Genomic DNA, 26,626 nt, shown 5'->3' on the forward strand with positions numbered 1-26,626 from the left:
TCTCTCAGGCCCGGTGAACGGCTCGGACCGCAGCGACACGTCATGGCCATCGGCATGAGTGATCTGTGCCCAGCAATCGATGTGCAGACTTCGGGGCACGCCCCACCAGTCCCGGCGCAATGCTGCGTAGGTCTCCTCGATCGTGTTGGCGACCACGAACCGAAGGTCGTGGACTTCGATGTTGGCGCCAGGAAATTCGCCGCCGATGTAGATTGCGAACAACTTCATGAAAGAGCCATCCCCTGTGCCTCGCTGGCCGGTTCGGCCGCTACCGCGCTTTCCCGGGCAAGGGCAGCGGCCAGTTCCGCGCCCACGACCTGGCCGATCTCGCAAGAGCTGGTGATTCCCTGGATGAAGGGATGCCTGCCCATGATGAAAGGCAGGCTCAGACAGAAGAGCTGGTCGGCCGGAAGGTCGGGCGATATGGGATGAAACTCGTCGTCGACCACGATGCCCCGCGCAGGACCGCGTTCCTGTCCGGCTGCCACGTCGCGCACGATGCCCTGATCGCGCAGCGAGGCGAAAGGGAAGTCCTTGGCCGCCAGAGCACGCTGGCCGGTAGCCTCGATGAAAACCGGGAAATGGACCGCTTCACCATCGAGGTGGAGAACGGCGCCGCTTTCCGCCCGGTGACTGTCGATCCTGTAGTTCTCCCCCACCCGCAAGACGTCAAGCTTCCCGGCTTTGTGAAGCGCCAGCATGCGCTTGATCGATTCGTGCGGAACCGTGGCGTAATCGTCGACGAACACGGGTTTGAAGAAGCGGGAGAAGCGTTGGAAATCTGCATCGTCGAGATGCGGTATGAGGCTCTGGATGACTTCGTGCATCCGCAGGATCGCGTAGCGCCATGCCACGGTGCGGCGTGCCTCGTAATCCGCCTGCGCTTGTGCCAGGTTCCGATCAGCCCACACAAATGGGTCAGTCGCCATACGCTCGGCAAAGTAGCCGTCGCAGAATTCTTCCATATCGAGCCGGTCGAGCCCTACCCGCTCTGCATAAGCGCCATCGGCTGCGGCCAGCTCCTGCTTGAATAGCCCAAAAGCTCGATCGAGAAGGTCGTCCATCTGCCCGGCAATAAGGGCTTCGATGGCTTCGTCGTTGCAGATGGCGAGCGGCTCATAGGGAATGGGAAAATAGAAGTCCGCTTCGGGAAGCAGCCCCTTGCGCGACAGCATGGTCATATGGAAGTCGTCGGTGCCCACGCCGGGCGCGTAGATGAGCCCACCCTGCCCATCATCAACGAACGCGCCATGGCTTACCGCCAGCGCCACCGCAGCATCGATCGCGGTCAGCGACGAACCGCGAATGCCGATCCGGCAGGCGCGAATTTTCTCGATCTCGGAAGCAGGCCAAGGGCTGAGGAAGTAACCCGGCCGCACTTCCGGTTGGGCTGGCCATTGATGACCGGTTGCAAGCACGACATGGTCGAAGAGGGTCTCGAAAACACCTCCCCGCTCCGGCCGCACGACCAGGGTCATTCCATCGCTTCCGCTCGTCGCATCGATGACTTCGCACCGCGTACGCACGTTCACCTTCACACCGGCGCACGTGGCCCGCTCGAGCATCGCCTGAAGCTGATCGTGGAAGTACTCGCCGAGCAGCACGCGCGGGTAGAACGCGCGATCATCGATCTGCTCGCGATCTATGCGCAGTTCTGAAAGCCGATCGTCGCTCTGCCGGTGGAGCCAGTCGACCAGTGTCTCCTCCAGCGGCGGAATCTCGACGCTGGCGATGTTGGACAGCATGGCGGGGTCGTTCCAGCCGGGCCGATAGGGCGTGCCCCGTCCAACGCTCGCCTGCTTTTCGAACAGGGTGAGCTCGAATGGCGGTACCTCCTGTTGCAGCAAGGCGTGCAGCGTATAGATAGTGGTCGGGCCGGCACCGACGAACGCGACAGATCGGGTCATTCCCGCGAAATGCGCGGGACATGGAATCGGCTCCCGCGAAACGGTTTGATCCCTGTTAATGGCTGCGAACTGTGTGACCGGCTCCAGGCGATGAGGTCGTGATCCGCCTAGACAGGGCAATCTCGAAAGCATGGCGTATCGCACCCACCAGATTTGCTTATCTCAGACCTTCCTACCGTGGAGGGCTCGGTCTCGCGGTTGAAGTGCGTGCGGTTCGCAAGACCAGGGGATGCCATGCATTCCGTCCCCGATATCGGCATGCCCAAGTCAGCGGCAAGAGATAGCTCAGCGGTTCTATTCGTCACTGGTAAGCAGGTCAGCAATCTGGGCCGAGAGTACATCCAGCGCGAAGGGCTTCGTGACCAGCCTCATGCAAGGCTCCAACTGGCCGTTGGCCACGACGGCATTCTCTGCAAAGCCGGTGATGAAAATCACCTTGAGATCTGGACGGGTGACCCTTGCCGCGTCAGCGACCTGACGGCCGTTCAGCCCCCCTGGCAAGCCGACATCCGTGATAAGCAGGTCGATCGCTGCGTTTGAATCGAGCAACGTCACCGCCGCAGGTCCATCATCCGCCTCGAGCGTCACGTGGCCCATTTCCTCAAGCAGCTCACAAACGAGCATGCGGATGGTCGGCTCATCATCCACGACCAGAACGGTCCGCTTGCCTGTCTCGGGGATCACGCATGCCACTTCGAGCGGCTCTGCGGCATCGACGTTGCCGTAGTGTCTTGGCAGATACAGACACATGGTGGTCCCCATACCGACCTCGCTGTAGGCGCGCACTTGTCCCCCTGATTGCCGCGCGAATCCGTAGATCATGGAGAGGCCCAATCCCGTCCCCTCTCCAAGCGGTTTGGTTGTGAAAAACGGATCGAATGCCCGTTTCATAGTTTCGGCCGACATGCCCGTGCCCGTATCGGACACGCACAGCGAGAGGTACTGCCCTTCCGGGAGATCGCGCTCGCGACTTGCGCGAGGGTCAAGCCACTTGTTTGCTGTCTCGATAGTTATCCTGCCGCCTTCCGGCATGGCATCTCGTGCATTGATGCATAGATTGAGCAGTGCGTTCTCGAGCTGGTTCGGATCGACCAAAGCGGTCCAGAGCCCCGCGGCACCGACCACTTCAAGCTGGATTGCCGGCCCCACCGTCCGCCGAATGAGCTCCTCCATTTCCGCGACAAGACGATTAATGTCGGTCGGTTTTGGATCAAGCGTCTGTCTTCGGGAAAATGCCAGCAGGCGGTGGGTGAGCGCGGCCGCACGGCGGGATGCTCCCTGGGCCGCCGTTACATACTTTTCCAGCTCACCGATCCGGCCTTGAGCGATCCGGACTTGCATCATCTCCAGTGATCCGGCGATACCGGCAAGCATATTGTTGAAGTCGTGAGCCAGACCGCCGGTGAGCTGACCTACGGCTTCCATTTTCTGAGAATGCCGAAGCTGTTCTTCCGTCATCATCAGGCTGGTGGTGCGCTCTTCGACCTGCTGCTCGAGCGATTGGGTGAGAGCGGCCAGGTCATGCTCGGCCCGCCGCCTTTCAGTTGCGCTTCGAGTACGGGCAGCAATCTCCTGCATGAAAATCACTTCGTCAGCGGACCAGGTGCGCGGAGTGCCGTTGTTCACGTAGATCAGAGCAACAAACGCACCGTTCTCATGCAACGGCATATTGATGAAAGAATGGGCGGTGATACTCTTCAGGACGTCGGCCTGGTCCCGCGTGCGCACATCGACATCGGCATCGGTGCACAGCACCGTCTCTCCGCGTTTCAGGTCTTCGATGTAGGTGCCATGCTCACGAAAATGCAATGTCCCGGCGATGGTTGTCACACCCGGCGCGTTCCAGTCACGCTCGACCGTTATCGTCTCAGCAACTGGATCAATCGTGCCGTATCCGGCTCGGCTGACACCAAGTGTGGTCCCGAGAATTTCGGACGCCGCGAACGCAATGTCCGCAGGGCTGTCCATCTCGCGCAGCACGTCCGTCAAGTGGAGTAGTGCTGCTTGGCGAGCCTCTGCCCCCCGGCGGTCGGTAATGTCGAAACTTACGCCCGGAAAGTGCTTGGTGATCCCGTCGGGAGCAAGGCTGCAATGCCCTTCGGCCGCAACCCATCTAATCGATCCATCCGGCTGGGTCAGCCGATATTCGCAGGCAAAGGGCCCGAGCTCTTCCGCGGCCTTTTCGATTCTGGCTGTCAATCCGGGGAGATCATCCGGATGAACCCTTGCGAAGAACTCTTCAAGTCGCGCGCCGCGCGCGGCGCGCTCCACGTCCACACCGTAGAGCGTAGCCAACCGCGCGTCCGACACGATGAGATCATCGCCGACGTTCCAGTCCCACGTTCCAACTGACCGGGAAGCGACCAACATCGCATCACTTCTACGCTGCAACATGCGCAGTTCGATCTGGGCGATCGCCTGGGCCGCCAGTGCGATCAATGTCTGGCGCTGAACTTCGTTCAAGCCCTCAGGTCTTGGGACGGTATCGATGACACAGAGCGAACCAAGCGGCAGGCCATCCGGCGTGAGGAGTGGGACGCCGGCGTAATAGCGGATGTGGGGTTCACCGGTGACCAGTGAAAAATTTGCGGTTCTACGATCGGCGGCAAGGTCTCGTATCTCGAAAAGGCCCGGTCCCTGGATGGCCAGCGCGCACACGGATGTGTCGATCGACGTCTCAAGCGTAGTGACGCCAAACCTGGCCTTGAACCATTGCCGGTGCCTGTCGACCAGACTGACAAGCGCAATTGGGGTGCCGCATGCGTTCTTTGCAAGCCAAGCGATATCGTCGAACGCGCGCTCCGGCGGTGTGTCGAGGATATCGGCCTGCAAGAGGCTTTCGAGCCGCTCCGATTCTGTCCAGGCCCGAGCGGGAGTGTCAGAACCAGATTTCATCGCGCCGGCCTGTCAGGCGAAATTGATGCCAAGGTGATCTACCATCTTTCTGCGAAAGCGATTTGCGGGGCACAACTTCCGCGCATTGTCACCGAACGCTTTAGGGGATTTGATGTTTCCCCAACATCTTAGTTCTGCGCGCCAAATGCCGTGATGCGTTCGGCGCCAGACCGCGTCGGAGATCACCGCAGCCTTGCACCTTCCCGCTCGCCAAGCAGACGCCAGATCGGAAGGGGATCAGGCGTCGCGCCTTTTGGGGGTATGTGCTCACCCGCAAAAAGCGCGCGCCTGCCGTTTGACATTGATTTCCTCGTGCCTGGAAGTGGGCATCGATTTACGAATGGGTCTGAAAGTCCGTCTGAGAGTGTTCATGGATTGACAATTCTGCGGAGCATGAGACTGCCTAGAGCGACATGGATCATGGCCTCCGGGACGTCGATCCGCTGCTCGTCGCCGCGGACGAGCCGTTTCCACCGGGTCATCCGACCGAAAGTGCGCTGGACGAGACACATGGGCTGGATCATCGCATTTTTCGTTGGCGGCATCGCAGGCTGGCTGGCTAGCATGGTGATGAAGCGGGATGCATCGATAGGCCCCTTCCTCAATATCGTCGTGGGCTGTGCCGGCTCGATTATCGGCAATGCGCTTTCAGGGCCGTTGCGGGGCATTCGTGGCAGTGTGGGCAGGAATTTTCGCTTACAGATCTGATTATCCCCTTCGTTGGCGCGGTCATCCTTCTTTCAATCGTCAATTTCTTCCACCGCAACCGCGCGCTGAGCGAATTTTCAAGTCGTGGATTGCGCCGCCCCTCAATTTCGGACGGGCGGCGTTTTGCCGTCCAGATATCGCCAACCCTTGCTTCCGTCGCACAGATATGCGTTCAGCCGAGTGCATGGTTGAAACTTAAAAGCCGGACGGCGCTTTGTGCAAGAGCCATCTTCTCGCCGTTTCGGTGAGTATATGGCGCTTCACCGGAGCCTGATTTATGTTAATTCGCGGCGGATATGAGATTGGTCTTAAAGTAGAGGCTTCAACGCCTTTGGTGGCGATGCTCAACGTTCGTCCGGAAAGATTTCAGGACTTGCGATCACCTCACGCGATCATGAACGATCGCGGCATTCCGATGCAACATTACCATGATGCTTTCGGAAATTTTTGCACGCGCCTCACTCTGCCGAGCGGGACCACCACGATTTCCTGCAACTTTCTGATGCACGACTCTGGACTGGCCGACATCGAGTGTCCTGATGCTGTGCAGCATGAGGTGGCCGATCTGCCGCACGAAGTGCTCCAGTATCTATTGGGAAGCCGGTATTGCGAGACAGACCATCTCTCCAATATCGCCTGGGGATTGTTCGGACACATACCCGCGGGGTGGCAGCGGGTAAGGGCCATCGTCGATTTTGTTCATCGCCACCTGACGTACGGCTACGAGCACGCCCGCGCGACGCGAACGGCGTACGAAGCGTACAACGAGCGCGTCGGCGTATGCCGTGACTTCGCCCATCTGGCCGTGGCTCTATGCCGGTGCATGAACATACCGGCACGCTATTGCAGCGGATACCTTGGTGATATCGGTGTGGAGCCACTCGACGTTCCGATGGATTTTCATGCGTGGTTCGAAGCTTATCTGGGCGGCACATGGCACAGCTTCGACGCGCGTCACCAAGTTCCGAGGATCGGGCGGATACTTATGGCATGTGGCCGCGATGCGGCGGATACGGCGCTGACCACGGCCTTTGGCCCGCTGCAGCTTGTCAGTTTTCGCGTGCTAACAGAAGAAGTCAACGTGGCCGGAACACAGACTTCGAACTCCCTAGCATTCGCGGCGTGAAGCTTGCTCTTCGGCCAGCCTGGCCGCCGCAATAAGGCTTTGGCCGGTTTTTACTGCAGCATTGACGGTCATCGTGACGGCCATGCCGTTGGGGCCGTCCAGAATGACGACCCCGTTCTCGGCACTTGCAACGCCGGGATCGTCTCTTGGCTGGGGCGGGTTCGGCTGTATCGTCATGACGGGTGCTCTAGATGAGAGGGCAGGACGGGGTCGGGATCTTCCAGATAGAGGTAATCCGGATCAAACTGGCCACGTGCGACAAGGCGCTCGGCGTCCAGGATTTCGACGAGCGAAGAGCGGAAGATGCAGACTTTCTCTTCCCGCAGCTGGCGCATGACCCTATTCACATGAACGTTGGTCAGGCCGCATATTTCGGCGATATCACTCTGGGTCAGCGGCAGGGCAAACCGGCGGCCGTCGCTCAGCCCGGCCGAAAACAGCCGAGCATTGGTCTCGCACAGAAAATGCGCGACCCTTCCCATTGCATCCATGCGCCCGAGGCGGAACAGCCAGGCGCGGTGGATCGCAGCATCGATAAGTGTGGAGAACCATAGTTTGCGGCCCAGTTGCGGCTGCTCCTCGATGATCGCATCGAGCTGTTCATGGCGTACGATTGCCACTGTGGCGGCAGTCATTGTTGCCACGTCATGGTCGAGTGTCTGGAGCGGGTAGGCGTGCAGATCGACAAAGTCGCCGGGCACATGGATTGCCACCAGCTGGCGTAGTCCGTTGCGATCGTCGATGTACCGTGACAGAAAACCGTCAACCAGCAGAGTGCTTTCGTGCAGTGCGGTTCCCGCGCGGATGATGATCTGGCGAGCTTCCAGCGTCCTCACTTCCTCTATCGCCCCTTCGAGGCAAAGGCGTTCGTTGGCGCTGAGACTGGCTCCGCGCTTGTATCTGAGAAAGCGATCAGTAAACATCGATGCCTTTTCAATGCTGATGGTGTGGTCCGGCGCACACGCGCATGATCTGAACTGCTGCTGGCAGGGAAGTGTTGCGTGCATCTGCGATAAATCGTCTTGACGCAGGTTAATTTACGATTTTCGGAAGCAACTGGGAGTGACGTTCCGGGTTGGATGGCCAGATCAATCCCCGAGGAATGACCATGGCCAAGACCCCCAGCAAGACGCAGTCCAAGTCTTCCAAGCCGGTGACGGCAGCCGACCTGGCCGGGGTGGATATCGGCGGGGAGTCACTCCAAAAAGCGGACCCTGTTCCGGCGGATGCGGACATCGCATTTGCGTACAGCGAGCCGCAGGGCGCTGGCGGAGAGACCCGGCAGGTCGCAGGCGGCGAGGTGCCGACGATGACCACCCAGCAAGGCATTCCGGTTGGTGATGACCAGAACAGTCTCAAGCAGGGCGCGCGGGGGCCCACGCTGCTGGAAGACTTTCACTTCCGCGAGAAGATGTTCCACTTCGACCACGAACGCATTCCCGAGCGCGTCGTCCATGCGCGGGGCTATGCGGCGCACGGATATTTCGAACTCACTGACAGTCTTGCCGACGTCAGCCGCGCCGACATTTTCCAGCGCGTCGGCGAGCGGACGCCGGCTTTCGTGCGTTTTTCGACCGTGGCGGGCTCGAAAGGCTCGGTCGATCTCGCGCGCGATGTGCGGGGGTTCGCGGTCAAGCTCTACACCCAGGAGGGCAACTGGGATCTGGTCGGCAACAACATCCCCGTTTTCTTCATCCAGGACGCGATGAAGTTTCCCGACCTCATCCACGCCGCCAAACCCGAACCGGACCGTGCATTTCCGCAAGCGCAGACGGCGCACGACAATTTCTGGGACTTCATCTCGCTGACGCCGGAGAGCTTCCACATGGTTATGTGGGCCATGTCGGACCGCGCGATCCCGCGCTCTTTCCGCACGATGGAGGGCTTTGGCGTTCACACGTTCCGCCTCATCGACGCCAAAGGCAAATCGACGTTCGTGAAGTTCCACTGGAAGCCCAAGCAGGGGCTGCAGTCGGTAGTGTGGAACGAGGCGGTGAAGATCAACGGCGCCGATCCCGATTTTCATCGCCGCGACTTGTGGGATGCCATCAATTCGGGCGATTACCCCGAATGGGAGCTCGGCGTCCAGCTGTTCGACGATGCCTTCGCCGACAGCTTCGACTTCGACGTTCTCGACGCGACCAAGCTGATCCCCGAGGAACTGGTGCCGGTCCGGGTGGTCGGGCGCCTCGTGCTGGACCGGGTGGTCGACAATTTCTTCGCCGAGACCGAGCAGGTCGCGTTCTGTACGCAAAACGTGCCGCCGGGTATCGATTTCTCAAACGATCCGCTGCTCCAGGGGCGCAATTTCTCGTACCTCGATACCCAGATCAAGCGGCTTGGCGGGCCAAACTTCACGCATATCCCCATCAACGCGCCCAAATGCCCGATGCACCATTTCCAGCAGGACGGGCATATGGCGATGCATAACCCAAAGGGCCGCGCGAACTACGAACCAAACAGCTGGGGCCCGACCCATGGCGGCCCGCGCGAAGACCCGGCACGCGGGTTCACAAGCTTTGCGCAGGAGGCGGAAGGGCCCAAGCAGCGGGTACGTTCGGAAACTTTCGCCGACCATTACAGCCAGGCGCGTCAGTTCTTCGTGTCGCAGACGCCGATCGAGCAGAAGCACATCGGCGACGCGCTCGTCTTCGAATTGTCGAAGGTGGAACGCCCCGACATCCGCTCACGCACGGTTTCGCATTTGCTGAACATCGATGGCGGTCTGGCGCAAACCGTCGCGGAGGGTCTCGGCCTGCCCTTGCCGGATGCTGCGGCAGCAGCGCGTGAGCCGCTCGTGGACCTGCCGCCGTCGGACAAGCTGAGCATTCTCAAGAACGGTCCAGATAGCTTCAAGGGGCGCAAGCTCGGCATTCTTCTGAGTGACGGCGCCGATGCCGCCGTGTTCAAGGCGCTGGTAAAGGCGGTGGACAAGGAAAAGGCGGTCTATGAGGTTATTGCGCCCAGGATCGCCGGTGTCACGCTGTCAGATGGTACGAGCGTTGCGGCGAAGCAGAAAATCGACGGCGGACCATCGGTCCTTTTCGATGCCGTGGCGGTCGTGGTGTCGCAAGAAGGCGCGGCCCTTCTTGCAGGCGATGCCGCTGCGAAGGACTTCGTTACCGATGCTTTCGCCCACTGCAAGTTCATCGGCTTCAGCGCGGAGGCGCAGGCCATCTTCGCCAAAGCCGGGATCGCCGAGGATCTCGACGAGGCCTGCAAACCGCTCGGCAACGCGAAGGACGCCGCCGGATTCGTCGAGGCGTGCCGCGCGTTGCGATACTGGCCACGAGAACTGGAGGTAGACCTGGATGCACGGCCCGCAGCCTGATCTCGCACTGTACGAGGCCGGGGGCCAGGCACGAAACCCAGGAGGCGACGTCATGCCGCTTCCCGTTTCGTCCGGCGGATCGGGCTCCTTGCGTATCGGCATCATTTCACATCTCAAGTACCCGATTGCCGAGCCGTTTGCCGGCGGACTGGAAATGCACACGCATCTCCTCGCCCGGGCATTGCGGGATCGCGGCCACGCCGTGACCGTCTTCGCCTCGTCCCGGTCCGACGCAGCGCTCGGGCTGGAGGCCGTGTGCGACGCGACGGCACTGGACGAGGTCGGAACGGCGGAGGCGCACGATGTCGCCTTTTTCAAGGAGCATCACGCTTATCTCACGCTAATGAACACCCTGCGGCATCGCGACTTCGACGTGATCCACAACAATTCCCTGCATTACCTGCCGGTGTCGCTGGCGGACACTTTACCGATGCCGATGGTGACGACGTTCCACACCCCGCCGTTCTGCTGGCTGGAAAGCGGCGTGCGCATGTGCTCGGCGGCCAATCACACTTTCGTCGCTGTCTCGCGCTCTGTCGCCCGTTTGTGGGATCACGTCGCCCCAAGCGATCAGGTTATCCTGAACGGGATCGACCTTGAGAAATTCGGTTTCAGTCCGCAGCCCGACCCTGAGCCCTATCTGGTCTGGTACGGGCGGATTGTCCCCGAAAAGGGTCTGCACTTCGCCATCGAAGCCGCGCGATCGATCGGGGTGCGGCTGCGCGTCGCCGGGCCGATCCTGGATCAGGTGTATTTCGACGGCATGATCAAGCCGCATCTCGGCGACCGCGTCGTTCATGTCGGGCATCTGGATCACCTGGCGCTGGCGCGTTTCGTCGGCGGTGCAAGGGCCTTCCTGTGCACTCCCACCTGGGACGAACCATACGGCCTCGTCGTCGCCGAGGCGCTTGCATGCGGGGTGCCGGTCGCCGCCTTCGCCCGCGGTGCAATTCCGGAAATTCTCGACGAGAGCTGCGGCGTACTGGCAACGCCCGATGACGTTGCATCGCTCGCGGCTGCGGTGCGAGGAGCAATGCGGCTCAGCCGCTACGATTGTCGCAGACGTGCCGAACAAACCTGCGATGCCCGGCGAATGATCGAGAGCTACGAAGCGTTGTACAATCGCCGGATCGCGATGCACGCTGAGAGCGAATTTTGCGAGGTCCCGCTCTTACATGCTTGACGGCGAACCGACAAATCCGCTGGCTGCGGCGTGCGACTTTTGCGTGTGCGTTCCGGCTCGCGACGAGGAAGAGCGCCTTCCGGTGCTGCTCGCGGCACTTGCGCGGCAGACGCTGCCAGGCGTCATCCGGGTGGTCATCGCGCTCAACAACACCACCGACGCGAGCTTCGCTGTCGTCGCCGAGGCCCGCGCCGCGTTCAAGGGGCGATTGCATGTCCATGTCGAAGACGTGACGTTTCCGCCCGGCCTTGCCCATGCGGGATCTGCGCGCCGCCTGGCAATGGATACTGGGTTGTCGCTTCTGGCAGGTTCAGCGCAGGGCATTCTGGTCAGCACCGATGCCGATACGTGCCCGCCCGCCTGCTGGCTCGAAAACATCGCTGCGGCCTTTGGCCGCGGTGCGGATCTGGTTGGCGGACGCATCGAGATTGACCGGGCTGAGCCTTTGCCACCTGAAGTTGCGCTCCTGCGCCATGCCTGGGACAGGTACTGGAACGCGGTGCGTGCCATCGAAGACGAGGTTGATCCCCTCCCCTGGAACCCGCCGCCGCGTCATGGCGATCATACCGGCGCATCGCTGGCGATCCGCGCGCAGCTTTATCGCGAGTGCGGCGGGGTCCCGCTGCTTCCGAGCGGAGAAGATCGCGCGCTCGTCGCCGCCGGCATCGCTCACGGCGGCCGCCTCGCCCATCCCGGCAATGTCTACACCTTCGTCTCGCCGCGCCGTGATGGGCGGGCCGAATGCGGGATGGCCCGCGCCATGGAGGAACTCTTCGAACTGGCGGCAACGTGCGCAGCCCCGGCCGCACCAAGCTACGAGCAGTGGCGCGAACGAGCGCTCTGGCGCCGCGGGATGCGGTCGCTGCCAGACGGACATGCACGGATACCGCGGGAAGAGATGCTGCTTGCGCCCATGCGCCGTGACATGAAACTGGAGATTGGACGGTGATCGACCGCCCGATCGGCTATTACGTTCACCATCATGGCGCAGGCCATCGCGCGCGCGCACAGGCAATTGCTGCCGCCAGCGAACGCCTTATCGTCCTGCTCGGCACCGGCCTCGGCGAAAACGGGATCGATCTTGCCGATGATCGCCCTCTTTCGGGCCTGTTCGATGGTTTTGACGGCGCCTCCTCACGCCCTGATGCGCTGCATTATGCTCCGCTCGATCACGAAGGGGTGCGCAGCCGCGTCGCTCGCATCACTCGCTGGATTGCCCAGGCGCGCCCTGCGATGATGGTCATCGATGTCTCTGCCGAAGTGGCGATGCTGGCTCGGCTGGCCTCGGTGCCGACGATCTGCGTACGGCTGAGCGGAAAAAGGGACGATCCGGCGCACCTCGAGACGTTTCGCGCCGCATCGGGGTTGCTGGCCCCGTTTCATCCCGCCTGCGAATCCGCTGCGACGCCCGAATGGGTACGGGCAAAGACGCTTTACCTGCCAGGCATAGCTCAGCCACCGGCGGAGGCAGCACCGCTGGAAAAGCTTGTCCTCGTGGTCTTCGGCCAGGGCGGACCGACAGGTGATGGGGACGAACTTGCCAAGGCGGCCCGCGCGTGGCCGGGCTGGCGATGGCGCGTGATCGGCCCTGCTGCGGTGCCTCCGCAGCCACCCGGCAATCTGGAATTTGCGGGATGGGTCGCGTCACCAGAGGCCGAAATCGCGCGCGCTGCAGTCGTCATTGGTGCAGGCGGCAACGGTCTGGTCGGGGCGGTGATCGCGGCCGACCGACCTTTCGTGTGCATACCCGAGGATCGTCCCTACGCTGAGCAGCATGCCACTGGCCGTGGCCTTAAGGCGCTGGGCGCCGCGATCGTGCTTCCGGAATGGCCCCCTGCATGTTTCTGGGGGCGTATTCTCGATGATGCCGTGTCCATGTCCGGCGAAGGCAGGCGACGTTTGCGCGATCCGATGGCTGCCGAGAAGGCGGCACAGTGGCTGGCTCAGCACGCCTCGCGTTCCCTTTCGCTGGCGGCACCGGGGCGATGAACAGCTTAAACCCATCACCCGGCATCGCCGCGGATCCGGTTGGATGTGCGCGAGCGATCGCCGATCGGCTGGCCGATCTTGGTGCGCGGTATGATGCCGCGCCGGTCTTCCCTCTTGAAAGCATGCGCTGTCTCGCGGCCGCGGGGCTGCATAGGCACTTTGCGCCGGCCGCGAGCGGCGGCACGGTCTTCGCGGATACGCGGGAGCGATATCGCATCCTTATGGACGTCCTTCGCATCGCCGGGCGGGCCGACCTTAGTGTCGGGCGTTTGCTCGAAGGGCATGTTAACGCGCTATTGCTGTTCGAGTGGTACGGATCGGCGGAGCAGAACCGGCAGCTTGGGCGCGTGCTCGATGCCGGGGGCTTTTACGGCGTTTGGGCCACCGAACCGGCGCCGGGTGTCTCGATCGAGCTGGCCAACCGCACTCAGATGAGCCTGAAGGGGGCAAAGAGCTTCGCGAGCGGCGCAGGCGGACTGGCGCACGCGATCGTCACCGCGAGGCAGCCCGAGGGGGGGCGACGGTTGGTAGTGGTGGAAGGCGACGAAGCGGATCGTGCCGATCTCTCCGGCTGGCGCGTGCGCGGCATGCGAGCAAGCAACAGCGGCCTTTATGACCTTACGGGATTGCGGATCAAGGACACCGACCTGCTTGGACATCCCGGCGATTACGATCGCGAGCCGCGCTTCACGACCGGGGCCTGGCGCTTCGCCGCCGTACAGCTTGGCGGCATAGAGGCGCTGCTGGTGGAGACCCGGCAGGCCATGTCGGACACGGCCCGGGCTGATCCATTGCAACGTGCCAAGTTCGCTGACTGCGTCGTCGCTGCGCGTACCGCTTATCTATGGGTTCGCGAATGCGCGATGCGCGCCGCGAGTGATGACCTCGATGGACCAGCCTTTGCGCGCCTGACGCGCGGCGTTGTCGAGCGCGCCGGGCTCGATGTCATGGAACTAGCCGCGCGTATCGTCGGAACGCGCAGCGCGATGGACGGCCAGCGCATCGACAAGATCGCCCGCGACTTGTCGCTCTACCTGCGTCAGGGCGGACCCGACTATGCCCGCGATCAGGCAGCGTTGACGTGGCTCGATCACGATGCCTGGGGCGAGCAGGACGTGTTGTGGTGACCGCCAGCCTTGCTGATCGTCCCTGGCGGTCGCTGCGCTGGCTGGTGCTGGCGCCGCACGCTGACGATGAAACGCTTGGAGCCGGCGCTCTTATCGCGCAGGCAGAAGCGGCCGGGCACTTCGCGGCCCTCGTCTATCTCACTGACGGCTCGGGCTCGCACCCGGCGGCGGAGGGAGGCGCGCAGCGCCTGATCTGCGTCCGAAGGCGCGAGGGCGCCGGCGCGCTGTCGCGGCTGACTGGCAGTCGACGAGATCGCCCATTCCATCTGGGCTGGAAGGATGCGGCCCCCGCTGCTCCGGGCAGTTCAAAATTCGATCGTTCGGTCATGACCCTTGCATCGTTTTGCGTGCGGCTTCGGGTCGATGCGATCGCGGTTACCGCCAGGCATGAACCCCACTGCGATCACGCTGCGGCGGCTGAACTCGCCTACGCGGTGAAGGGCCGGGCAAAGCGCCGCATCGTCGTGGCTGAATATTGCGTCTGGGCCGACAGGCCGGAACCGCGTCGATACCGCGCAATCCGCTCCGACGCGATGTCGCCCGGCCTGCGTCGATACGCGCTGCAGGCGCATCGCAGTCAACTGACCGCATCCCATGGGCATGGCTTTCGATTGCCGAAAGCCATGCAGCGCATGGCCGCGCGCGACACCCTGTTCGTGGAGAGGGGCATATGAGGCGGCATTTCACCAGCCTGACGCCGGAGTATTTCGAAAGCATGTTCCAGGGCACGGAAGATCCGTGGAATCTTGAAACGAGTGCCTATGAAAAAGCCAAGCATGACCATACCGTGCGTATGCTGGGCAGCGGCGAATATCGCCATGCCTTTGAAGTTGGCTGCGCAAGGGGAATGCTGACCTGCCTGCTTGCTCCAGCCGTTCAGTCCCTGCTGGCAATCGACGTCAGCGGGACGGCGCTTCGCGCGGCACGAAAGCGGTGTGCTTTCTATAAGCACGTGATGTTTGCCAACATGCAATTCCCTGCGCAGGCGCCCGAGTCTGACTTCGATCTCATCGTGCTGTCGGAAGTCGTCTATTACTGGGACGATACGGATATCAGGACGGCCGCTGCATGGGTCGCAGACCATCTGCTCCCTGGCGGGGTCATCATCCTCGTCCACTGGCTGGGCGAAACTGATTATCCCCAAAGCGGGGACGAGGCAGTCGACAAGCTGCAGGATGCCCTGACGGGGTGTGTGCGCATCGAACGTGCCGAACGCCGCGACGAGTATCGACTTGATGTATGGCGCAGGACGCCATGAGTACCAGCGTATTGACGATAGTACGCAATCGTGCCGGACATCTGGCCCAGCTTGTCGAAGGGCTGCGCCGCAGCGACGCGGCGCCCCGTGAACTCATCGTGGTGGATATGGGCAGCACAGTGCCGGTCTCCGTCGAGGAAACCCCGTTCCCTTGCCGGATCGAACGGCTGGACTGCGAGGGCCTTCCTCTCGCAGCAGCGCGCAACGCGGCGGCGCGCGCGGCAAAGGGCGACACCTTGCTGTTTCTCGACGTGGATTGCATTCCGATGCGCGGCCTGATCGCGGCCATGACGGACGTGCTCGATAGCGAGGATGGACTGGTCTGTGCGCAGGTTCGTTACCTGGGGCAGGATGACGCGCGATCAGACTGGGGAGAGGCCGACCTGCTTGCACGCTCATCGGGACATCCGGCACGCCGTTTTCCGGCATCAGGGCTGCGCCGGGTCGAGAATGCCGGTCTGTTCTGGTCACTTGTCTTTGGTATTCGCCGCGAACGCTACGCCGGCCTTGGCGGGTTCGACGAGGCTTTCACCGGTTACGGCGCCGAGGACACCGATTTTGGATTTAGGGCGAAGGCGGCACACGTACCACTGTTATTCATGGGCGGACCCGGCGCCTTTCATCAGCATCACGATGTTTTCGAGCCCCCGCTTCGGCATTTCAACGATATTTTGCGCAACGCACGCACGTTTCACGATAAATGGGGAACATGGCCGATGGAAGGGTGGCTCAGCGCCTTCGCGCAATCCGGTCTTGTCGAATGGGATGACAGGAGTCTGATAAAGCTGCGTGACCCGACCCGCAAAGAAATTGCCGACGCGCTGGTTGATTAAAGATGTAATTTGACATCAGCTTTGAAAAACCCCGCCGAAGCGGGGTCAATCGTTTTACTTCTTGCCGGTTCCCGGCTCCGAGCTCTTCGGTTCCTTGCCGTCTTCGACCCGGCCTTCGTTGCGAAGATCCCGCCCCTCCTGAGCCTTCTTCTGGCTCTCGGGCGACTTGCCATGCTCGTTAAGTTCCTCCTTCACGTAGCCGGCGGCTTCCTTGGCTTTGCCTTCAATGCTCATGATAATCTCCTCGTGCAGTCAGTTCGACAGACTGCCGCACACACTAAGCGCACAGCGACGCATTTAAGTTCCGATCTGATCGTCGGATCCGCGGCACGTGGAGCGGCATCGCCCGGTCATCAAAGAGAGCGCGCAAATGCATCGATCTGCGTTGCGTCTTGCGAAGATTGTCGCACCCCGCGGTGACTACTTGGCCTAGTCGCTTGGCGGCATATTAATTGAAACGACAATGCAACCAAAACTTCGTGCATAGCCTCCGGATCTGATTGCAGATGGTAAGGAACAATCGCGCAGCAGGAACGACCCCGCCGGTCGAAAGTTAATGGTGCATGAAGATGACAACGACCCTAACGGCAGCCGCTGCTCTGGCATGCATGATCGCGGCTTGCGATGGCCCCAAAGAAAAAGCGGGTGCCGCCAAGGACGAAGCGGCCGCAAAGGCCGCAGGCGTATCATATGATGGGAACGGTCCTGCCGAACGCGCGGGTGAAGCTGCGGACCGCGTAGACCGAGCAGCCGTCAAGGCGCGCGATTCCGAGGCTGCTGCCCTTAAGGATCGAGGCAAAGCCATTCGTGCGCAAGCTGATGCTGAAGCCGAGAAGCTTGAGCAAGAAGCAGAGGCTCTGCGCGATCAGGCAAGAACCAAGGCGGACGCGCTCGCGCGGCAAGCAAAGACGCTCGAGCAGAAAAACTGATAGTCGGTTTGCGGGCCAGGATTTCAGCTGAAGGCCGCTCTTCCATGACTGCGCTCGACGCGAGGCGTTCCAAAAAATCAGCCAGTCCCTGGGGATCTTCGATCGGGAAGCGGCTGCGGGTTGAGAGGGTATTGGCACTGCATCGAGGATGTATGACGCGAAGCGATCAACCCGTTTAGCCGGAGATAGATGGGACTTATCCGAATGGCGGCCTGGGAGATGCTCATTGCGATTGTTTGTCATTTCAGGTGACTTTCAGCGCGCATTCGCGGAGGTGCGCATGGAACATTCGCGACAGTCTGCTTCGGATAGGCATCACGCTTCCTTCGGGCGTTAATCGGTAGTAATTACAGCATTCGGTTGATGCAGTCTTCCTGAACGCGTCGCTGTCGAAACGTCCGGGCTGCGACTGCCCGTTAAGCAGACCAAAACGTGAAGTCAGTGCGAAACTCGATCGCTTGCACAACCGGCGGCAGTCGAGCGATTCTGCCTGCAGAACGCCGCTTTAGTCAGTCACCATTAGCTCGATCCCGGCGCTTGCCGCTGGGGTGTCATCTGCTGGAATAGAGATTTCCTTGCACGCAGCGGTTCGGCTATGGCAGCTCGATAATGAGGCTCGCGAGCCCTTGCCATATCGGCAGTGGAGTGCGGCTTCCAGGGTCTTGCAACATGTCCACCGTGCCGATCGTAGATGACCATCTCGTTGCAGGCGATCTTCCCTTTCCCGCGGACAGCAGCAAATGCGCCGATCTCATCGTTCGCAAGGACTGGTCAGCGACACCCCTTGGCCCGATAGAGCGATGGCCGCAATGCCTGACGAGCGCCCTGTCCATCATTCTGTGCTCGCGGGTCCCTATGGCCATATTGTGGGGTGCGGCGGGCGTCATGCTCTACAACGATGCCTATTCGTATTTCGCAGGCGGGCGCCACCCTGATAGCTTTGGCTCCAATGTGCGGGAGAGCTGGCCGGAAATCGCGGAGTTCAACGATGCCGTCCTGAAAGCGGTCCTCACGGGCGAGTGCCTGCGCTACCGCGATCAGGAAATGACCCTGCTGCGCAGCGGATCCTTGGAACGGGTCTGGATGGACCTGGACTACTCTCCGATTCTTGGCGCCTCCGGCGTGCCGGAGGGTGTCATCTGCATCCTTACAGAGACCACCCGGCGCGTGGAGGCGCAGCGTCGCAGTGCCTTTCTCCTTTCGCTGTCAGATGATCTTCGTGCGCTGAAAACACCGGCCGAGATCACCAATCTAGCCGCCCTGCGCATTGGCGAACTGCTCGACGCCAGCCGGGTGTTCTACGCCGAGATCACCAGCGGCGGCATGATGACGGTGGAGCGCGATTATGCGCGGAGCGTCGGTTCCATTGCCGGTGTTCATTCGCTCGCTTCGTTCGGACCCGATCTGCTGGCCGCCTACCGCAGCGGCGCTCCGGTCGTGGTACGCGACGTTCCCGGCGACGAGCGCCTGAGCGCGCCTGCCCGGGCCGGGCTGACGGCCCGGGAAGTCGGCGCTTTTATCGACGTTGTTCTGTTCGAGGAAGAACAGTGGGTTGGCCTGCTTGCTGTGCAGAATGCCTCGCCCAGGGTCTGGAGCGAGGCGGAGGAAACCCTCGTTCAGGAAGTGGGCGTACGAGTAAAGGCGGCAATCGAGCGCGTCCGCGCCGAACGCGACCGATTGTGGGACCTCTCGCAGGACCTTCTCGCGCGTGCCGATTTTGCGGGCATGATGTCGGCGATCAATCCTGCCTGGACCCGGGTATTGGGCTGGAGCGAGAATGAGCTTCTCACGCGCGGCTATGCCAGCATAATGCATCCCGATGATGTGACGCATTCCCTGGACGCCATTGCCAGAATGGCGCAGGCGCGCGAGCCTGCACGCTTCGAAAATCGTATCGCGACGCAGGACGGCATCTGGCGAAGCATCGAATGGACGGCCGCCCCCGAACCGGATGGCATCAACTTCGTGGCGGTAGGCCGCGATCTGACCGATGCCAGGGCACAGGAGGCGGAGCTGGAGACAGCACAGGAAGCCTTGCGCCACAGCCAGAAGATGGAGGCCATAGGCCAATTGACGGGCGGGATTGCGCACGACTTCAACAATATGCTTACCGGCATCATCGGCAGCCTCGATCTTGTTCAACGCAACATTGCGGCCGGACGACTGGACCGTGTGGATCGCTACATTGCGGCCGGTAACGCGTCCGCGCAGCGGGCTGCCGCTCTTACCGCCCGTCTGCTGGCATTCGGCCGGCGCCAGTCCCTTGATTTGCGGACCACTGACGTCAATGCCCTTGTAACCGGCATGAGCGAACCACTGGACCGTACGCTTGGCGAGCAGACGGTCCTGGAAACCCATTTAGGGGCCAGCTTGTGGACAGCGGCGACCGATATCAACCAGCTTGAGAGCGCGCTGCTCAACTTGTGCATCAACGCCAGGGATGCGATGCCGGGCGGTGGCAGGCTCATCGTCGAGACCGATAACATCGAGCTCGATCAGTTCTACACCCGCGATTACCCAGACCTTGTGCCTGGCGAGTACGTGGTCCTGAGCGTCAGTGATACCGGCACCGGCATGGACGCTTCGACGCTCGACAAAGTCTTCGAACCGTTCTTCACGACGAAACCCGTGGGACAGGGCACGGGCCTCGGGCTTTCGATGATCTACGGGTTCGCCCGCCAGGCTGGCGGACATGTGCGCATTTACAGCGAGCCGGGCGTCGGAACGACGGTGAAACTCTTCATGCCCCGTGCCTCTGGCGCCGTGGAAGCGGCTGAACAGGGCACACCGCAGCTCGCCCAGGGGCTGGGGGAAACCGTGATGGTGGTCGAAGATGATCCATCGGTTCGCCTCATCATCACGGAAGTGCTTCAGGAATTGGGCTACGAGGCGATTGAGGCCGCCGATGCCCAAGCGGCCATTCCCGTCCTGCAATCGACCGAACGGATCGATCTGCTGGTGACGGATGTGGGATTGCCCGGCCTAAATGGTCGTCAGCTCGCGGAAATCGCACGCGAGACCAGGCCCGACCTCAGGGTTCTCTTCATCACGGGTTATACGCAGGCAGCCTCGGCCCGATCAGGTTTCCTGCCTGCCGGCATGGAGATGCTGACCAAGCCATTCTCAGCGGATTTGCTGGCGACGAAAATCAGGGAGATCATCGAGCGGTGAAAACTTATGATGGCCCGGCTAGCCAGCGCGATTGCCTATCGAACTGGCAAACTGAAATGCATGGTTTCTTGACGCTTATCTGCCGCACCTGACAGATCGACGTTTGTGGCGGAGCGCCATGCGCGCGCCTGGCCAACGGTCAACTGATAGGTTCCAGGCCGAGCAGTTCCTCGGCCGCTCGCGCGAGATTATGGGCGGTGTAGGGCTTTTGAACCACCATCCTCGCCCTGTGCTCATCGGGAAGCTTCGCTTGCTCCCCGTAACCCGACGCGAAGAAGAACGGCACGCCCATTTCCAGCAACCGGTCCGCGACCGGGAAGCTCGTCTGGTCACCAAGGTTGATGTCGAGGACTGCAAAGTCCGGGGCGTAGCCATCGAGCGCGTCATGGGCGGCTTCAACCGTCGATACCGCGGTGAGTTCGGCACCAAGCCGGGTCAGGATATCTTCCGCATCGAGGGCGATGATCAGGCTGTCCTCGACCAGCATTACCGACCGTCCGCACAGCAGGTCCGCCGGCGGCGCATTCTGTGCGTGATGCGGGGGCGCCGGAAGCTTCACGTACGGCCCCTGATGATTGCGCGGGACGGAAACGTGGCGCGCCGGAATGCGGAACCTTGCCCGTACGCCCGCAGGATCGTAATGGATTTCAGAGGAGCCCCCCAGGTCATATGGCACCGAACGGTCGACGATCGTGGTACCAAAACCCTTGCGTGTAGGCGGCGTTACCGGCGGACCGCCTGCTTCTTGCCATGTGAGGACGAGGTCATTGGCATCATTGCGATCCCAGGCGATGCGTACTTCGCCGTCGCCCGACAAGCTGCCGTACTTTGTCGAGTTCGTGACCAGTTCGTGGATGACGAGCGCCATCGTTGAGTAGGCTTGCGGATTGAGCAGCAGCGGCGGGCCTTCGGAGCAGATCGATGTTTCCTTGTCGGCGGCAAATGCCGCCGCCTCCGCGTCGATGAGCGCTTGCAATGGGGCGGGTCCCCAGTGATCGTCCGTGATCTGATTGTGCGCGCGGGCAAGCGCATGGATGCGTCCATCGACCACCTTCACGAAATCGCGCACTGCATCCTCGTCGGGCTGCGATTGGCGGATCAGGCCGCGAATGACGCCAAGGATGTTGCGAACACGATGGTTGAGTTCCGCGATCAGCAGCTCCTGGCGCGCATTGGCTTGATGCCGCTGCGCCGCAGCCTCGTCCGCAAGACGCAGGACGACTTCGATGAGCGTTGCCCGCAGTGTTTCTGCCACCCGCATTTCGGACGAGGTAAACGGCCGCGAGCGGCCCTCCACGTTCTCACGCCACTCGGCAAAGCTTTCGCGCGGCGTCAGGCGTGAGCCATTGGGACCGTAGGCGATGGGCTTGTGCGGGTCACCGGCCCAGCGCACCGATTCCCGCATCTCCGAGCGGAACAGCACGACATAGTCGCGCGGCGAGCGGGAAATCGGAATGGCAAGCAGCCCCGAAGCTTGGGGAGCGAATGCGGCGGCCTTGTCGACTAACGATCCGATGTGGTCCGTGGCAAACACCTTGCCTGCCGCTGTCCCGTTCAGGGCCCGGACAATGCGGCGGAAGTCATCCGTCGGGGGCGTCACGCCGGAGAAAGCATAGCTGCCGTTTAACCACACCCCGACACCATCGGCCGGGATCGCGCTGGTCAGGATGTCGGCAAGCCAATCAGGATCGTTGAGCAGGGTTTCATCTGACGCGACGGCACCCAGAAGCTGGTCCGAGATATCGCGCGCGCGGCGCTCGTACTCGATGAGTTCACGCCGCTCGCGGCTCTCGAGCCGCATCGAGAACATCTGGGCGAAGAGTTCGCTGACCGAACGGCGCTCGAAGGTAGGCGCGCGCGGGGAATAGTGATGGCAGGCGAACAAGCCCCACAGCTCGCCATCGACCAGGATGGATATCGAAAGAGATGCCTCGACGCCCATGTTCTTGAGGTATTCGATATGAATGGGCGAAACCGAGCGCAGCACGGACAGCGAAAGATCGAGTGGCTTGCGGTGCTCGTCGAGCGCGGGCACAATTGCGACGGGCACGCAGCTTACATCCCGGATGACCCGGATGAGGTTGCGCTTGTAGAGGGCTCTGGCCTGGCGGGGAATATCGCTCGCCGGGTAATGCAGCCCTCTGAAGGAGCCAATGCCCGACTTGCAGGCTTCGGCGACAACCTCGCCCGCACCGTCGGGTGCAAACTTGTAGACCATGACCCGGTCATAGCCGAGCAGCGCGCGAATTTGGCGGGCACCTTCCTTGTAGAAGGCTGGCAGGTCCGGCTGGTTATCGAGCCTTGTCATCATAGAGCGGACGGCGCCCGATGCATCGCCATTGCTGTGAGCGCCCGGCTCGGCTTCGATTATGATCTGGCCGCGCGAGTTGTGGATCGCGATGTCGAAGGGAGGGCCGTTCTCGCTGATCTGGCACCCGAACATGCGTTCGACCGTGTCCGGGGAAATCAGATAGGCGACCCTGTTGCGCAAGTCATGGACGAGCTTGGGCGGAAGGAGCTGAGTCAGCGGCGTTCCGATGGCCGCCTGGGCATCGAACGGCAGGAACTCGCCAAGATTTGCCGAGACGCGCGCGATGATCCAGTCAGTGCTGACCGCAATGAGGAATCCGACCGGTTGGATCGCCCCCAGGAGGTGAATCGGCTCCCGGTCGCAGTTCGTCAGGTCGACATGAAATTCCGCGTCAGCCACATTTTCCCCAATCAGTAAGGCCGCTACGCCGAAAAACTACCGTTCAACAAACCTGAATGCGGGCGGTTCCCGCCAAGTGCCAATGGCGCGGTGCCTATGAACGCAGCGCGAAATCCAGCGTGAGCCCGCTGGCATGCTGGATCAATTCCGAGGCTCTCGACGTTGCTGCTCAAAACATCTGGAGCAGACATGCCGGACGATTGCAGACCTTTTGCCCTTATCGCGGATGATGATCCTCTGGTGCGGATGAACTCGGCCGAGATTCTCGAGAATGCCGGATTTCAAGTATTCGAGGCGAGCGGCGTGGAGCAGGCGGCGCAAATCCTGGACGCCAATGGCGGCAAAATCAGCTTGCTCTTCACCGATGTCCAGATGCCGCCGAGCCAGCGCGACGGCTTCGAACTTGCCAGAGTGTGCGCCGCTGCCTGGCCGGGCGTTCATATTCTCGTTGCCTCCGGGATGGTCCAGCCAACCGAGGATGACCTACCCGAGGGGGCCATCTTCATAAACAAGCCCTTCAGTGCCGAGGTGGTCTATGATCGCCTGCAGGAGCTGCTGCCGGACGATGAACAACCAGCGCCGCTCAGGCAGGCAAACCCGTAAAGGACCGCTTTCCGGTATAGACTGTGCTGGTTGAAAGACGAGGCAGGTGAGCGTTGCTCACAGGTCACCTTGCAGCAGATGGCCGTTTGAGACCGGCAGTCGAGGGGTTCGCTTGTGTCGCAACGCCGCTCGCCGAAAAGTTTCCGACCAAACTTTTGCGGTAGAAACGCCGGGCGCGCGGATCGGGGAGATCATTACCGAAGTGTAGAAGGACACTTCAGGTCACCGGCCTGGAGGAATTCTGAAAGCACGGCCATCGGCCCCCGAGCCGCCGCAGGCGAAGCCCGGTGAGCTGGTAGGTCCACCGCCAGCTCAGCGGGTGCCGACCAATGCGACATTACCGCGGGAGACAACGTACCTTATGCGATGGACGATACCGATTATACCGTCCCTCGCCACGCCTTCTCCCACGGCATTGCGTATGCCGAGATCGAAGTGCGCCAGGACCTGATCAGCAATCTTGCCGGCCAGAAATCGTGGGCGCGTCGCCTGGGCGATGCCGCACGCGAGGCGCAGGCCATGCTGAATGGGAAAGGAGAATAGCTGCCGGGCTCGGACTTCTCGCGCCAAGGTCGTACCATGCCAGACCTTGCTCGTTCATTCCGGATCGTCATGACCGTACTGCCATGCTAAGGGCATGGGCTGAAAGGTTTCCATGACCCAAAATCGCGCATCCTGGCTGGAATCGAACGCATCGCAGTCGTTCCTCGTAGAAGCCAGCGAACGCCTGGCCTCGGCCAGGTCGATGCCAGCGGTCGTAGAGGTACTGCGTGATACGGCGCGCGGCGCAATCGGCGCCGATGGGATCGCAGTCGTGCTCAAGGACGGCGACCAATGCTCGTACGTTGCCGAAGACGCCATCGCCCCGTTGTGGAGTGGACGCAGATTTCCTGCCGACCAGTGCATTTCCGGCTGGTCCATGCAGCATGTCGAGACCGTGATCGTCAGCGATGTACGAGCGGATCCGCGCATTCCACAGACCGCTTATGAACCTACGTTTGTTCGCAGTCTTGCTATGGTGCCGATCGGTCGCCCCGACCCTGTCGCTGCGCTGGGCGCCTACTGGTCCACCACGGGAACTCCGCCCGAGGGAAGCATTGCCCGACTGGAAAGCCTGGGGCGGCTTGCGGCGATCGCTGTGGAAAATGCAAGGTTGCTCGACCTCAATCAGGAGGACGCGCGTCTCAAGGCCACCATGCTGGCGGCAGGGCGCATGGGCCTGTGGTCGTTTGACGTGGCGTCGGGCACGCTCGATGCATCCGCAGCCTGCCGAAAGAACTTCGGACGCGATCCGGCGCTTCCATTCACCTACGAGGACCTGCAATCGGCGATCCATCCGGATGACCGAGAGTGGGTCAATGCCGCCATTGCCGCGAGCCTGACGACGCGTTGCGAGTACGATGTCGAGTACCGGGTGCTGGCGCCGGATGGTGACATTCGCTGGATCGGGGTGCGTGGACAGCCCTCGTTTCGCCATGAAGGCACTCCAATCGGCTTGTCCGGTGTCTCCGTCGACATCACCGAGCGCAAGAGGATGGAAGAGGCTCTGAGGACCTCTGCCGCAACGCTTGAACATCTTGTCGAGGAGCGCACGCGCGAACTCGTGCGTACGCAAGACGCGCTAAGGCAGTCGCAGAAACTGGAAGCGATGGGCCAGCTTACCGGCGGCGTCGCGCATGACTTCAACAATCTGCTCACGCCGATTATTGGCAGCCTCGACCTGCTGCACAGGCGTCAGGTTGGCAGTGAAAGGGAGCAGCGCCTCATCAGCGGTGCCTTGCAGTCGGCCGACAGGGCGCGCGTCCTGGTCCAGCGACTTCTTGCTTTTGCGCGGCGTCAGCCGCTGCATCCAGAGCCTGTGGACATGGCTGCCCTGGTCATCGGGATGTCGGAGCTCATCGGCACCACCGTCGGGCCGCAAGTCGAGCTTCGACTTGATCTCGCAGCCGAGTTGCCGATGGCGGTCGCTGATCCGCATCAGGTCGAAATGGCTCTGCTGAACCTGTCGGTAAACGCCCGCGACGCGATGCCTGACGGCGGCTCACTCGTCATCTCCGCTCATTTGCAACGCACCGATCACTTGGCAGCACCCGGCATCGAGCCTGGCGACTACGTCGTGGTAAGCGTTTCGGATACGGGCCTCGGGATGGATGCCGACACCCAGTTGCGTTCGATCGAACCTTTCTTTTCGACAAAGGGGATCGGACAGGGGACGGGCTTAGGGCTCTCGATGGCGCATGGACTGGCCCGGCAACTTGGCGGTGCGCTCACGATAGAAAGCGAGCCGGGATCGGGTACGTCCATTGCGCTATGGTTCCCGGCCACCGGTGCGAGGCAGACGGCGATCACCGCTTCATCGAACCACGAGATGCACGGTTCCGGGGTGGCTCTCGTCGTGGACGATGAACCGCTCGTACGCGCGAGCACGGCCGACATGCTGGTCGATCTCGGGTTCGAGGTTCTGGAAGCGGCTTCAGGTCACGAAGCGCTTGCGCTCATCAAATCCGATGCTCGCATCTGTGTCATGATCAGCGACCATCTCATGCCCCACATGACGGGGGTCGAACTGGTGCGCGCGGCTCTCGCCATCCGGCCGTCGCTGCCGGTCCTCATCGTCTCGGGGTATTCGGACGCGATCGGCCTTGCATCGGACCTGCCGCGATTGAGCAAGCCGTTTCGGCAGGCAGAACTCTCGATCGCGCTTGAAAAGATCATGCCGGCGAAGGAAGCCGCTCCAATCATTGTGACAGTGGTAGAAGACCCGCTCGGGGCTCCGACAATCCCCATTTCTTGACAGCTTCACATGAACGATCAGCTGCGCCCATTGGACCGCTTCGGCTATCCTTTTGCATAGGG

The 26,626-nt window shown here is 61.7% G+C and carries 21 protein-coding genes and 2 pseudogenes; 15 read left to right on the plus strand and 8 right to left on the minus strand.

The genetic code is table 11. The features are described 5' to 3' along the window. The 4 genes and pseudogenes from HWN72_RS28925 to HWN72_RS31430 all read right to left on the minus strand — a co-directional run. Window positions 1-228: DUF1543 domain-containing protein (locus tag HWN72_RS28925; protein ID WP_211152114.1), on the minus strand; the 228-nt coding region annotated here is incomplete at its 3' end. Then, window positions 225-1,907, minus strand: coding sequence for an FAD/NAD(P)-binding protein (locus HWN72_RS28930; protein WP_211152115.1), 1,683 nt, complete (start codon window positions 1,905-1,907; stop codon window positions 225-227). The genes HWN72_RS28925 and HWN72_RS28930, both read right to left, overlap by 4 nt. A gap of 294 nt (window positions 1,908-2,201) precedes the next feature. Next, window positions 2,202-4,739 (minus strand): ATP-binding protein, encoded by a 2,538-nt coding sequence (locus HWN72_RS28935; RefSeq protein ID WP_353231404.1) that lies wholly within the window; start codon window positions 4,737-4,739, stop codon window positions 2,202-2,204. Window positions 4,740-5,170: 431 nt separating this feature from the next. Next, a pseudogene (locus HWN72_RS31430) lies at window positions 5,171-5,305 on the minus strand (IS5/IS1182 family transposase); the annotation flags it as partial. Between the two features lie 7 nt (window positions 5,306-5,312). On the opposite strand from HWN72_RS31430, the pseudogene HWN72_RS28940 reads away from it, so the two are divergent. Both HWN72_RS28940 and HWN72_RS28945 read left to right on the plus strand, forming a co-directional pair. Next, window positions 5,313-5,572, plus strand: a pseudogene (locus tag HWN72_RS28940) (GlsB/YeaQ/YmgE family stress response membrane protein); the annotation flags it as partial. A gap of 215 nt (window positions 5,573-5,787) precedes the next feature. Next, window positions 5,788-6,636, plus strand: coding sequence for a transglutaminase family protein (locus HWN72_RS28945; RefSeq protein WP_069710009.1), 849 nt, complete (start codon window positions 5,788-5,790; stop codon window positions 6,634-6,636). Here the strand turns inward: HWN72_RS28945 and HWN72_RS28950 are convergent. Together HWN72_RS28950 and HWN72_RS28955 are read right to left on the minus strand one after the other, a co-directional pair. After that, window positions 6,619-6,813 carry a hypothetical protein gene (locus HWN72_RS28950; protein WP_083274884.1) on the minus strand — a complete coding sequence of 65 codons (195 nt, stop codon included), beginning with the start codon at window positions 6,811-6,813 and terminating at the stop codon, window positions 6,619-6,621. The genes HWN72_RS28945 and HWN72_RS28950 overlap by 18 nt on opposite strands. Further along, on the minus strand, window positions 6,810-7,559 hold the full coding sequence (locus HWN72_RS28955) for a Crp/Fnr family transcriptional regulator (protein WP_211152129.1): 750 nt from the start codon (window positions 7,557-7,559) through the stop codon (window positions 6,810-6,812). Before HWN72_RS28955 ends, HWN72_RS28950 begins: the two co-directional genes overlap by 4 nt. 185 nt (window positions 7,560-7,744) lie before the next feature. On the opposite strand from HWN72_RS28955, the gene HWN72_RS28960 reads away from it, so the two are divergent. From HWN72_RS28960 to HWN72_RS28995, 8 genes are all read left to right on the plus strand, one after another. Then, window positions 7,745-9,967: a catalase gene (locus tag HWN72_RS28960; protein ID WP_211152116.1), complete on the plus strand. Its 2,223-nt coding sequence runs from the start codon at window positions 7,745-7,747 to the stop codon at window positions 9,965-9,967. 52 nt (window positions 9,968-10,019) lie between these two features. Then, window positions 10,020-11,150 carry a glycosyltransferase family 4 protein gene (locus HWN72_RS28965; RefSeq protein ID WP_231958400.1) on the plus strand — a complete coding sequence of 377 codons (1,131 nt, stop codon included), beginning with the start codon at window positions 10,020-10,022 and terminating at the stop codon, window positions 11,148-11,150. Continuing rightward, window positions 11,143-12,099 (plus strand): glycosyltransferase family 2 protein, encoded by a 957-nt coding sequence (locus tag HWN72_RS28970; protein ID WP_211152117.1) that lies wholly within the window; start codon window positions 11,143-11,145, stop codon window positions 12,097-12,099. Before HWN72_RS28965 ends, HWN72_RS28970 begins: the two co-directional genes overlap by 8 nt. After that, window positions 12,096-13,139: a glycosyltransferase gene (locus tag HWN72_RS28975; protein ID WP_211152118.1), complete on the plus strand. Its 1,044-nt coding sequence runs from the start codon at window positions 12,096-12,098 to the stop codon at window positions 13,137-13,139. Before HWN72_RS28970 ends, HWN72_RS28975 begins: the two co-directional genes overlap by 4 nt. A gap of 221 nt (window positions 13,140-13,360) precedes the next feature. Next, a complete protein-coding gene (locus HWN72_RS28980; RefSeq protein ID WP_248006440.1) occupies window positions 13,361-14,266 on the plus strand; it encodes an acyl-CoA dehydrogenase family protein in 906 nt (301 codons plus the stop codon). After that, window positions 14,263-14,940 carry a PIG-L family deacetylase gene (locus HWN72_RS28985; RefSeq protein ID WP_309141600.1) on the plus strand — a complete coding sequence of 226 codons (678 nt, stop codon included), beginning with the start codon at window positions 14,263-14,265 and terminating at the stop codon, window positions 14,938-14,940. The genes HWN72_RS28980 and HWN72_RS28985 overlap by 4 nt, the downstream gene beginning before the upstream one ends. Further along, window positions 14,937-15,524: a class I SAM-dependent methyltransferase gene (locus HWN72_RS28990; RefSeq protein ID WP_211152121.1), complete on the plus strand. Its 588-nt coding sequence runs from the start codon at window positions 14,937-14,939 to the stop codon at window positions 15,522-15,524. Before HWN72_RS28985 ends, HWN72_RS28990 begins: the two co-directional genes overlap by 4 nt. Continuing rightward, complete coding sequence (locus tag HWN72_RS28995; RefSeq protein WP_248006441.1) at window positions 15,506-16,357, plus strand: glycosyltransferase family 2 protein; 852 nt, start codon at window positions 15,506-15,508, stop codon at window positions 16,355-16,357. Before HWN72_RS28990 ends, HWN72_RS28995 begins: the two co-directional genes overlap by 19 nt. Window positions 16,358-16,411: 54 nt before the next feature. Here HWN72_RS28995 and HWN72_RS29000 read toward each other — a convergent pair whose 3' ends face one another. Then, entirely contained in the window at window positions 16,412-16,591 is a 180-nt protein-coding gene (locus tag HWN72_RS29000) for a hypothetical protein (protein WP_211152122.1), read from the minus strand. Between the two features lie 335 nt (window positions 16,592-16,926). Between HWN72_RS29000 and HWN72_RS29005 the strand changes: the two genes are divergently transcribed. Together HWN72_RS29005 and HWN72_RS29010 are read left to right on the plus strand one after the other, a co-directional pair. Then, entirely contained in the window at window positions 16,927-17,286 is a 360-nt protein-coding gene (locus HWN72_RS29005) for a hypothetical protein (protein WP_248006442.1), read from the plus strand. Window positions 17,287-17,955: 669 nt separating this feature from the next. After that, window positions 17,956-20,457 (plus strand): ATP-binding protein, encoded by a 2,502-nt coding sequence (locus tag HWN72_RS29010; RefSeq protein ID WP_248006443.1) that lies wholly within the window; start codon window positions 17,956-17,958, stop codon window positions 20,455-20,457. A gap of 139 nt (window positions 20,458-20,596) precedes the next feature. Here HWN72_RS29010 and HWN72_RS29015 read toward each other — a convergent pair whose 3' ends face one another. Continuing rightward, window positions 20,597-23,167 carry an HWE histidine kinase domain-containing protein gene (locus HWN72_RS29015; protein WP_069710014.1) on the minus strand — a complete coding sequence of 857 codons (2,571 nt, stop codon included), beginning with the start codon at window positions 23,165-23,167 and terminating at the stop codon, window positions 20,597-20,599. Between the two features lie 162 nt (window positions 23,168-23,329). On the opposite strand from HWN72_RS29015, the gene HWN72_RS29020 reads away from it, so the two are divergent. From HWN72_RS29020 to HWN72_RS31435, 3 genes are all read left to right on the plus strand, one after another. Continuing rightward, complete coding sequence (locus HWN72_RS29020; RefSeq protein ID WP_202950135.1) at window positions 23,330-23,770, plus strand: response regulator; 441 nt, start codon at window positions 23,330-23,332, stop codon at window positions 23,768-23,770. A gap of 366 nt (window positions 23,771-24,136) precedes the next feature. After that, the gene (locus HWN72_RS29025; RefSeq protein ID WP_197524513.1) at window positions 24,137-24,313 is read left to right on the plus strand and encodes a hypothetical protein; all 177 of its coding nucleotides are present in this window, start codon (window positions 24,137-24,139) and stop codon (window positions 24,311-24,313) included. A gap of 112 nt (window positions 24,314-24,425) precedes the next feature. Next, complete coding sequence (locus HWN72_RS31435) at window positions 24,426-26,564, plus strand: ATP-binding protein (RefSeq protein ID WP_248006444.1); 2,139 nt, start codon at window positions 24,426-24,428, stop codon at window positions 26,562-26,564. The last annotated feature ends 62 nt before the right edge of the window (window positions 26,565-26,626 follow it).

The organism is Novosphingobium sp. HR1a (assembly GCF_015594425.1).
GTDB classification, from domain to species: domain Bacteria; phylum Pseudomonadota; class Alphaproteobacteria; order Sphingomonadales; family Sphingomonadaceae; genus Novosphingobium; species Novosphingobium resinovorum_A.

Excerpts from the sequence above, each read along its gene's own strand:
- HWN72_RS28930 (WP_211152115.1), bottom strand. The coding sequence starts at position 1,907 with ATGACCCGATCTGTCGCGTTCGTCGGTGCCGGCCCGACCACTATCTAT.
- HWN72_RS28945 (WP_069710009.1), top strand. The coding sequence starts at position 5,788 with ATGTTAATTCGCGGCGGATATGAGATTGGTCTTAAAGTAGAGGCTTCA.
- HWN72_RS28950 (WP_083274884.1), bottom strand. The coding sequence starts at position 6,813 with ATGACGATACAGCCGAACCCGCCCCAGCCAAGAGACGATCCCGGCGTT.
- HWN72_RS28955 (WP_211152129.1), bottom strand. The coding sequence starts at position 7,559 with ATGTTTACTGATCGCTTTCTCAGATACAAGCGCGGAGCCAGTCTCAGC.
- HWN72_RS28960 (WP_211152116.1), top strand. The coding sequence starts at position 7,745 with ATGGCCAAGACCCCCAGCAAGACGCAGTCCAAGTCTTCCAAGCCGGTG.
- HWN72_RS28965 (WP_231958400.1), top strand. The coding sequence starts at position 10,020 with ATGCCGCTTCCCGTTTCGTCCGGCGGATCGGGCTCCTTGCGTATCGGC.
- HWN72_RS28970 (WP_211152117.1), top strand. The coding sequence starts at position 11,143 with ATGCTTGACGGCGAACCGACAAATCCGCTGGCTGCGGCGTGCGACTTT.
- HWN72_RS28980 (WP_248006440.1), top strand. The coding sequence starts at position 13,361 with ATGGACGTCCTTCGCATCGCCGGGCGGGCCGACCTTAGTGTCGGGCGT.
- HWN72_RS28990 (WP_211152121.1), top strand. The coding sequence starts at position 14,937 with ATGAGGCGGCATTTCACCAGCCTGACGCCGGAGTATTTCGAAAGCATG.
- HWN72_RS28995 (WP_248006441.1), top strand. The coding sequence starts at position 15,506 with ATGGCGCAGGACGCCATGAGTACCAGCGTATTGACGATAGTACGCAAT.
- HWN72_RS29000 (WP_211152122.1), bottom strand. The coding sequence starts at position 16,591 with ATGAGCATTGAAGGCAAAGCCAAGGAAGCCGCCGGCTACGTGAAGGAG.
- HWN72_RS29005 (WP_248006442.1), top strand. The coding sequence starts at position 16,927 with ATGACAACGACCCTAACGGCAGCCGCTGCTCTGGCATGCATGATCGCG.
- HWN72_RS29010 (WP_248006443.1), top strand. The coding sequence starts at position 17,956 with ATGTCCACCGTGCCGATCGTAGATGACCATCTCGTTGCAGGCGATCTT.
- HWN72_RS29025 (WP_197524513.1), top strand. The coding sequence starts at position 24,137 with ATGGACGATACCGATTATACCGTCCCTCGCCACGCCTTCTCCCACGGC.
- HWN72_RS31435 (WP_248006444.1), top strand. The coding sequence starts at position 24,426 with ATGACCCAAAATCGCGCATCCTGGCTGGAATCGAACGCATCGCAGTCG.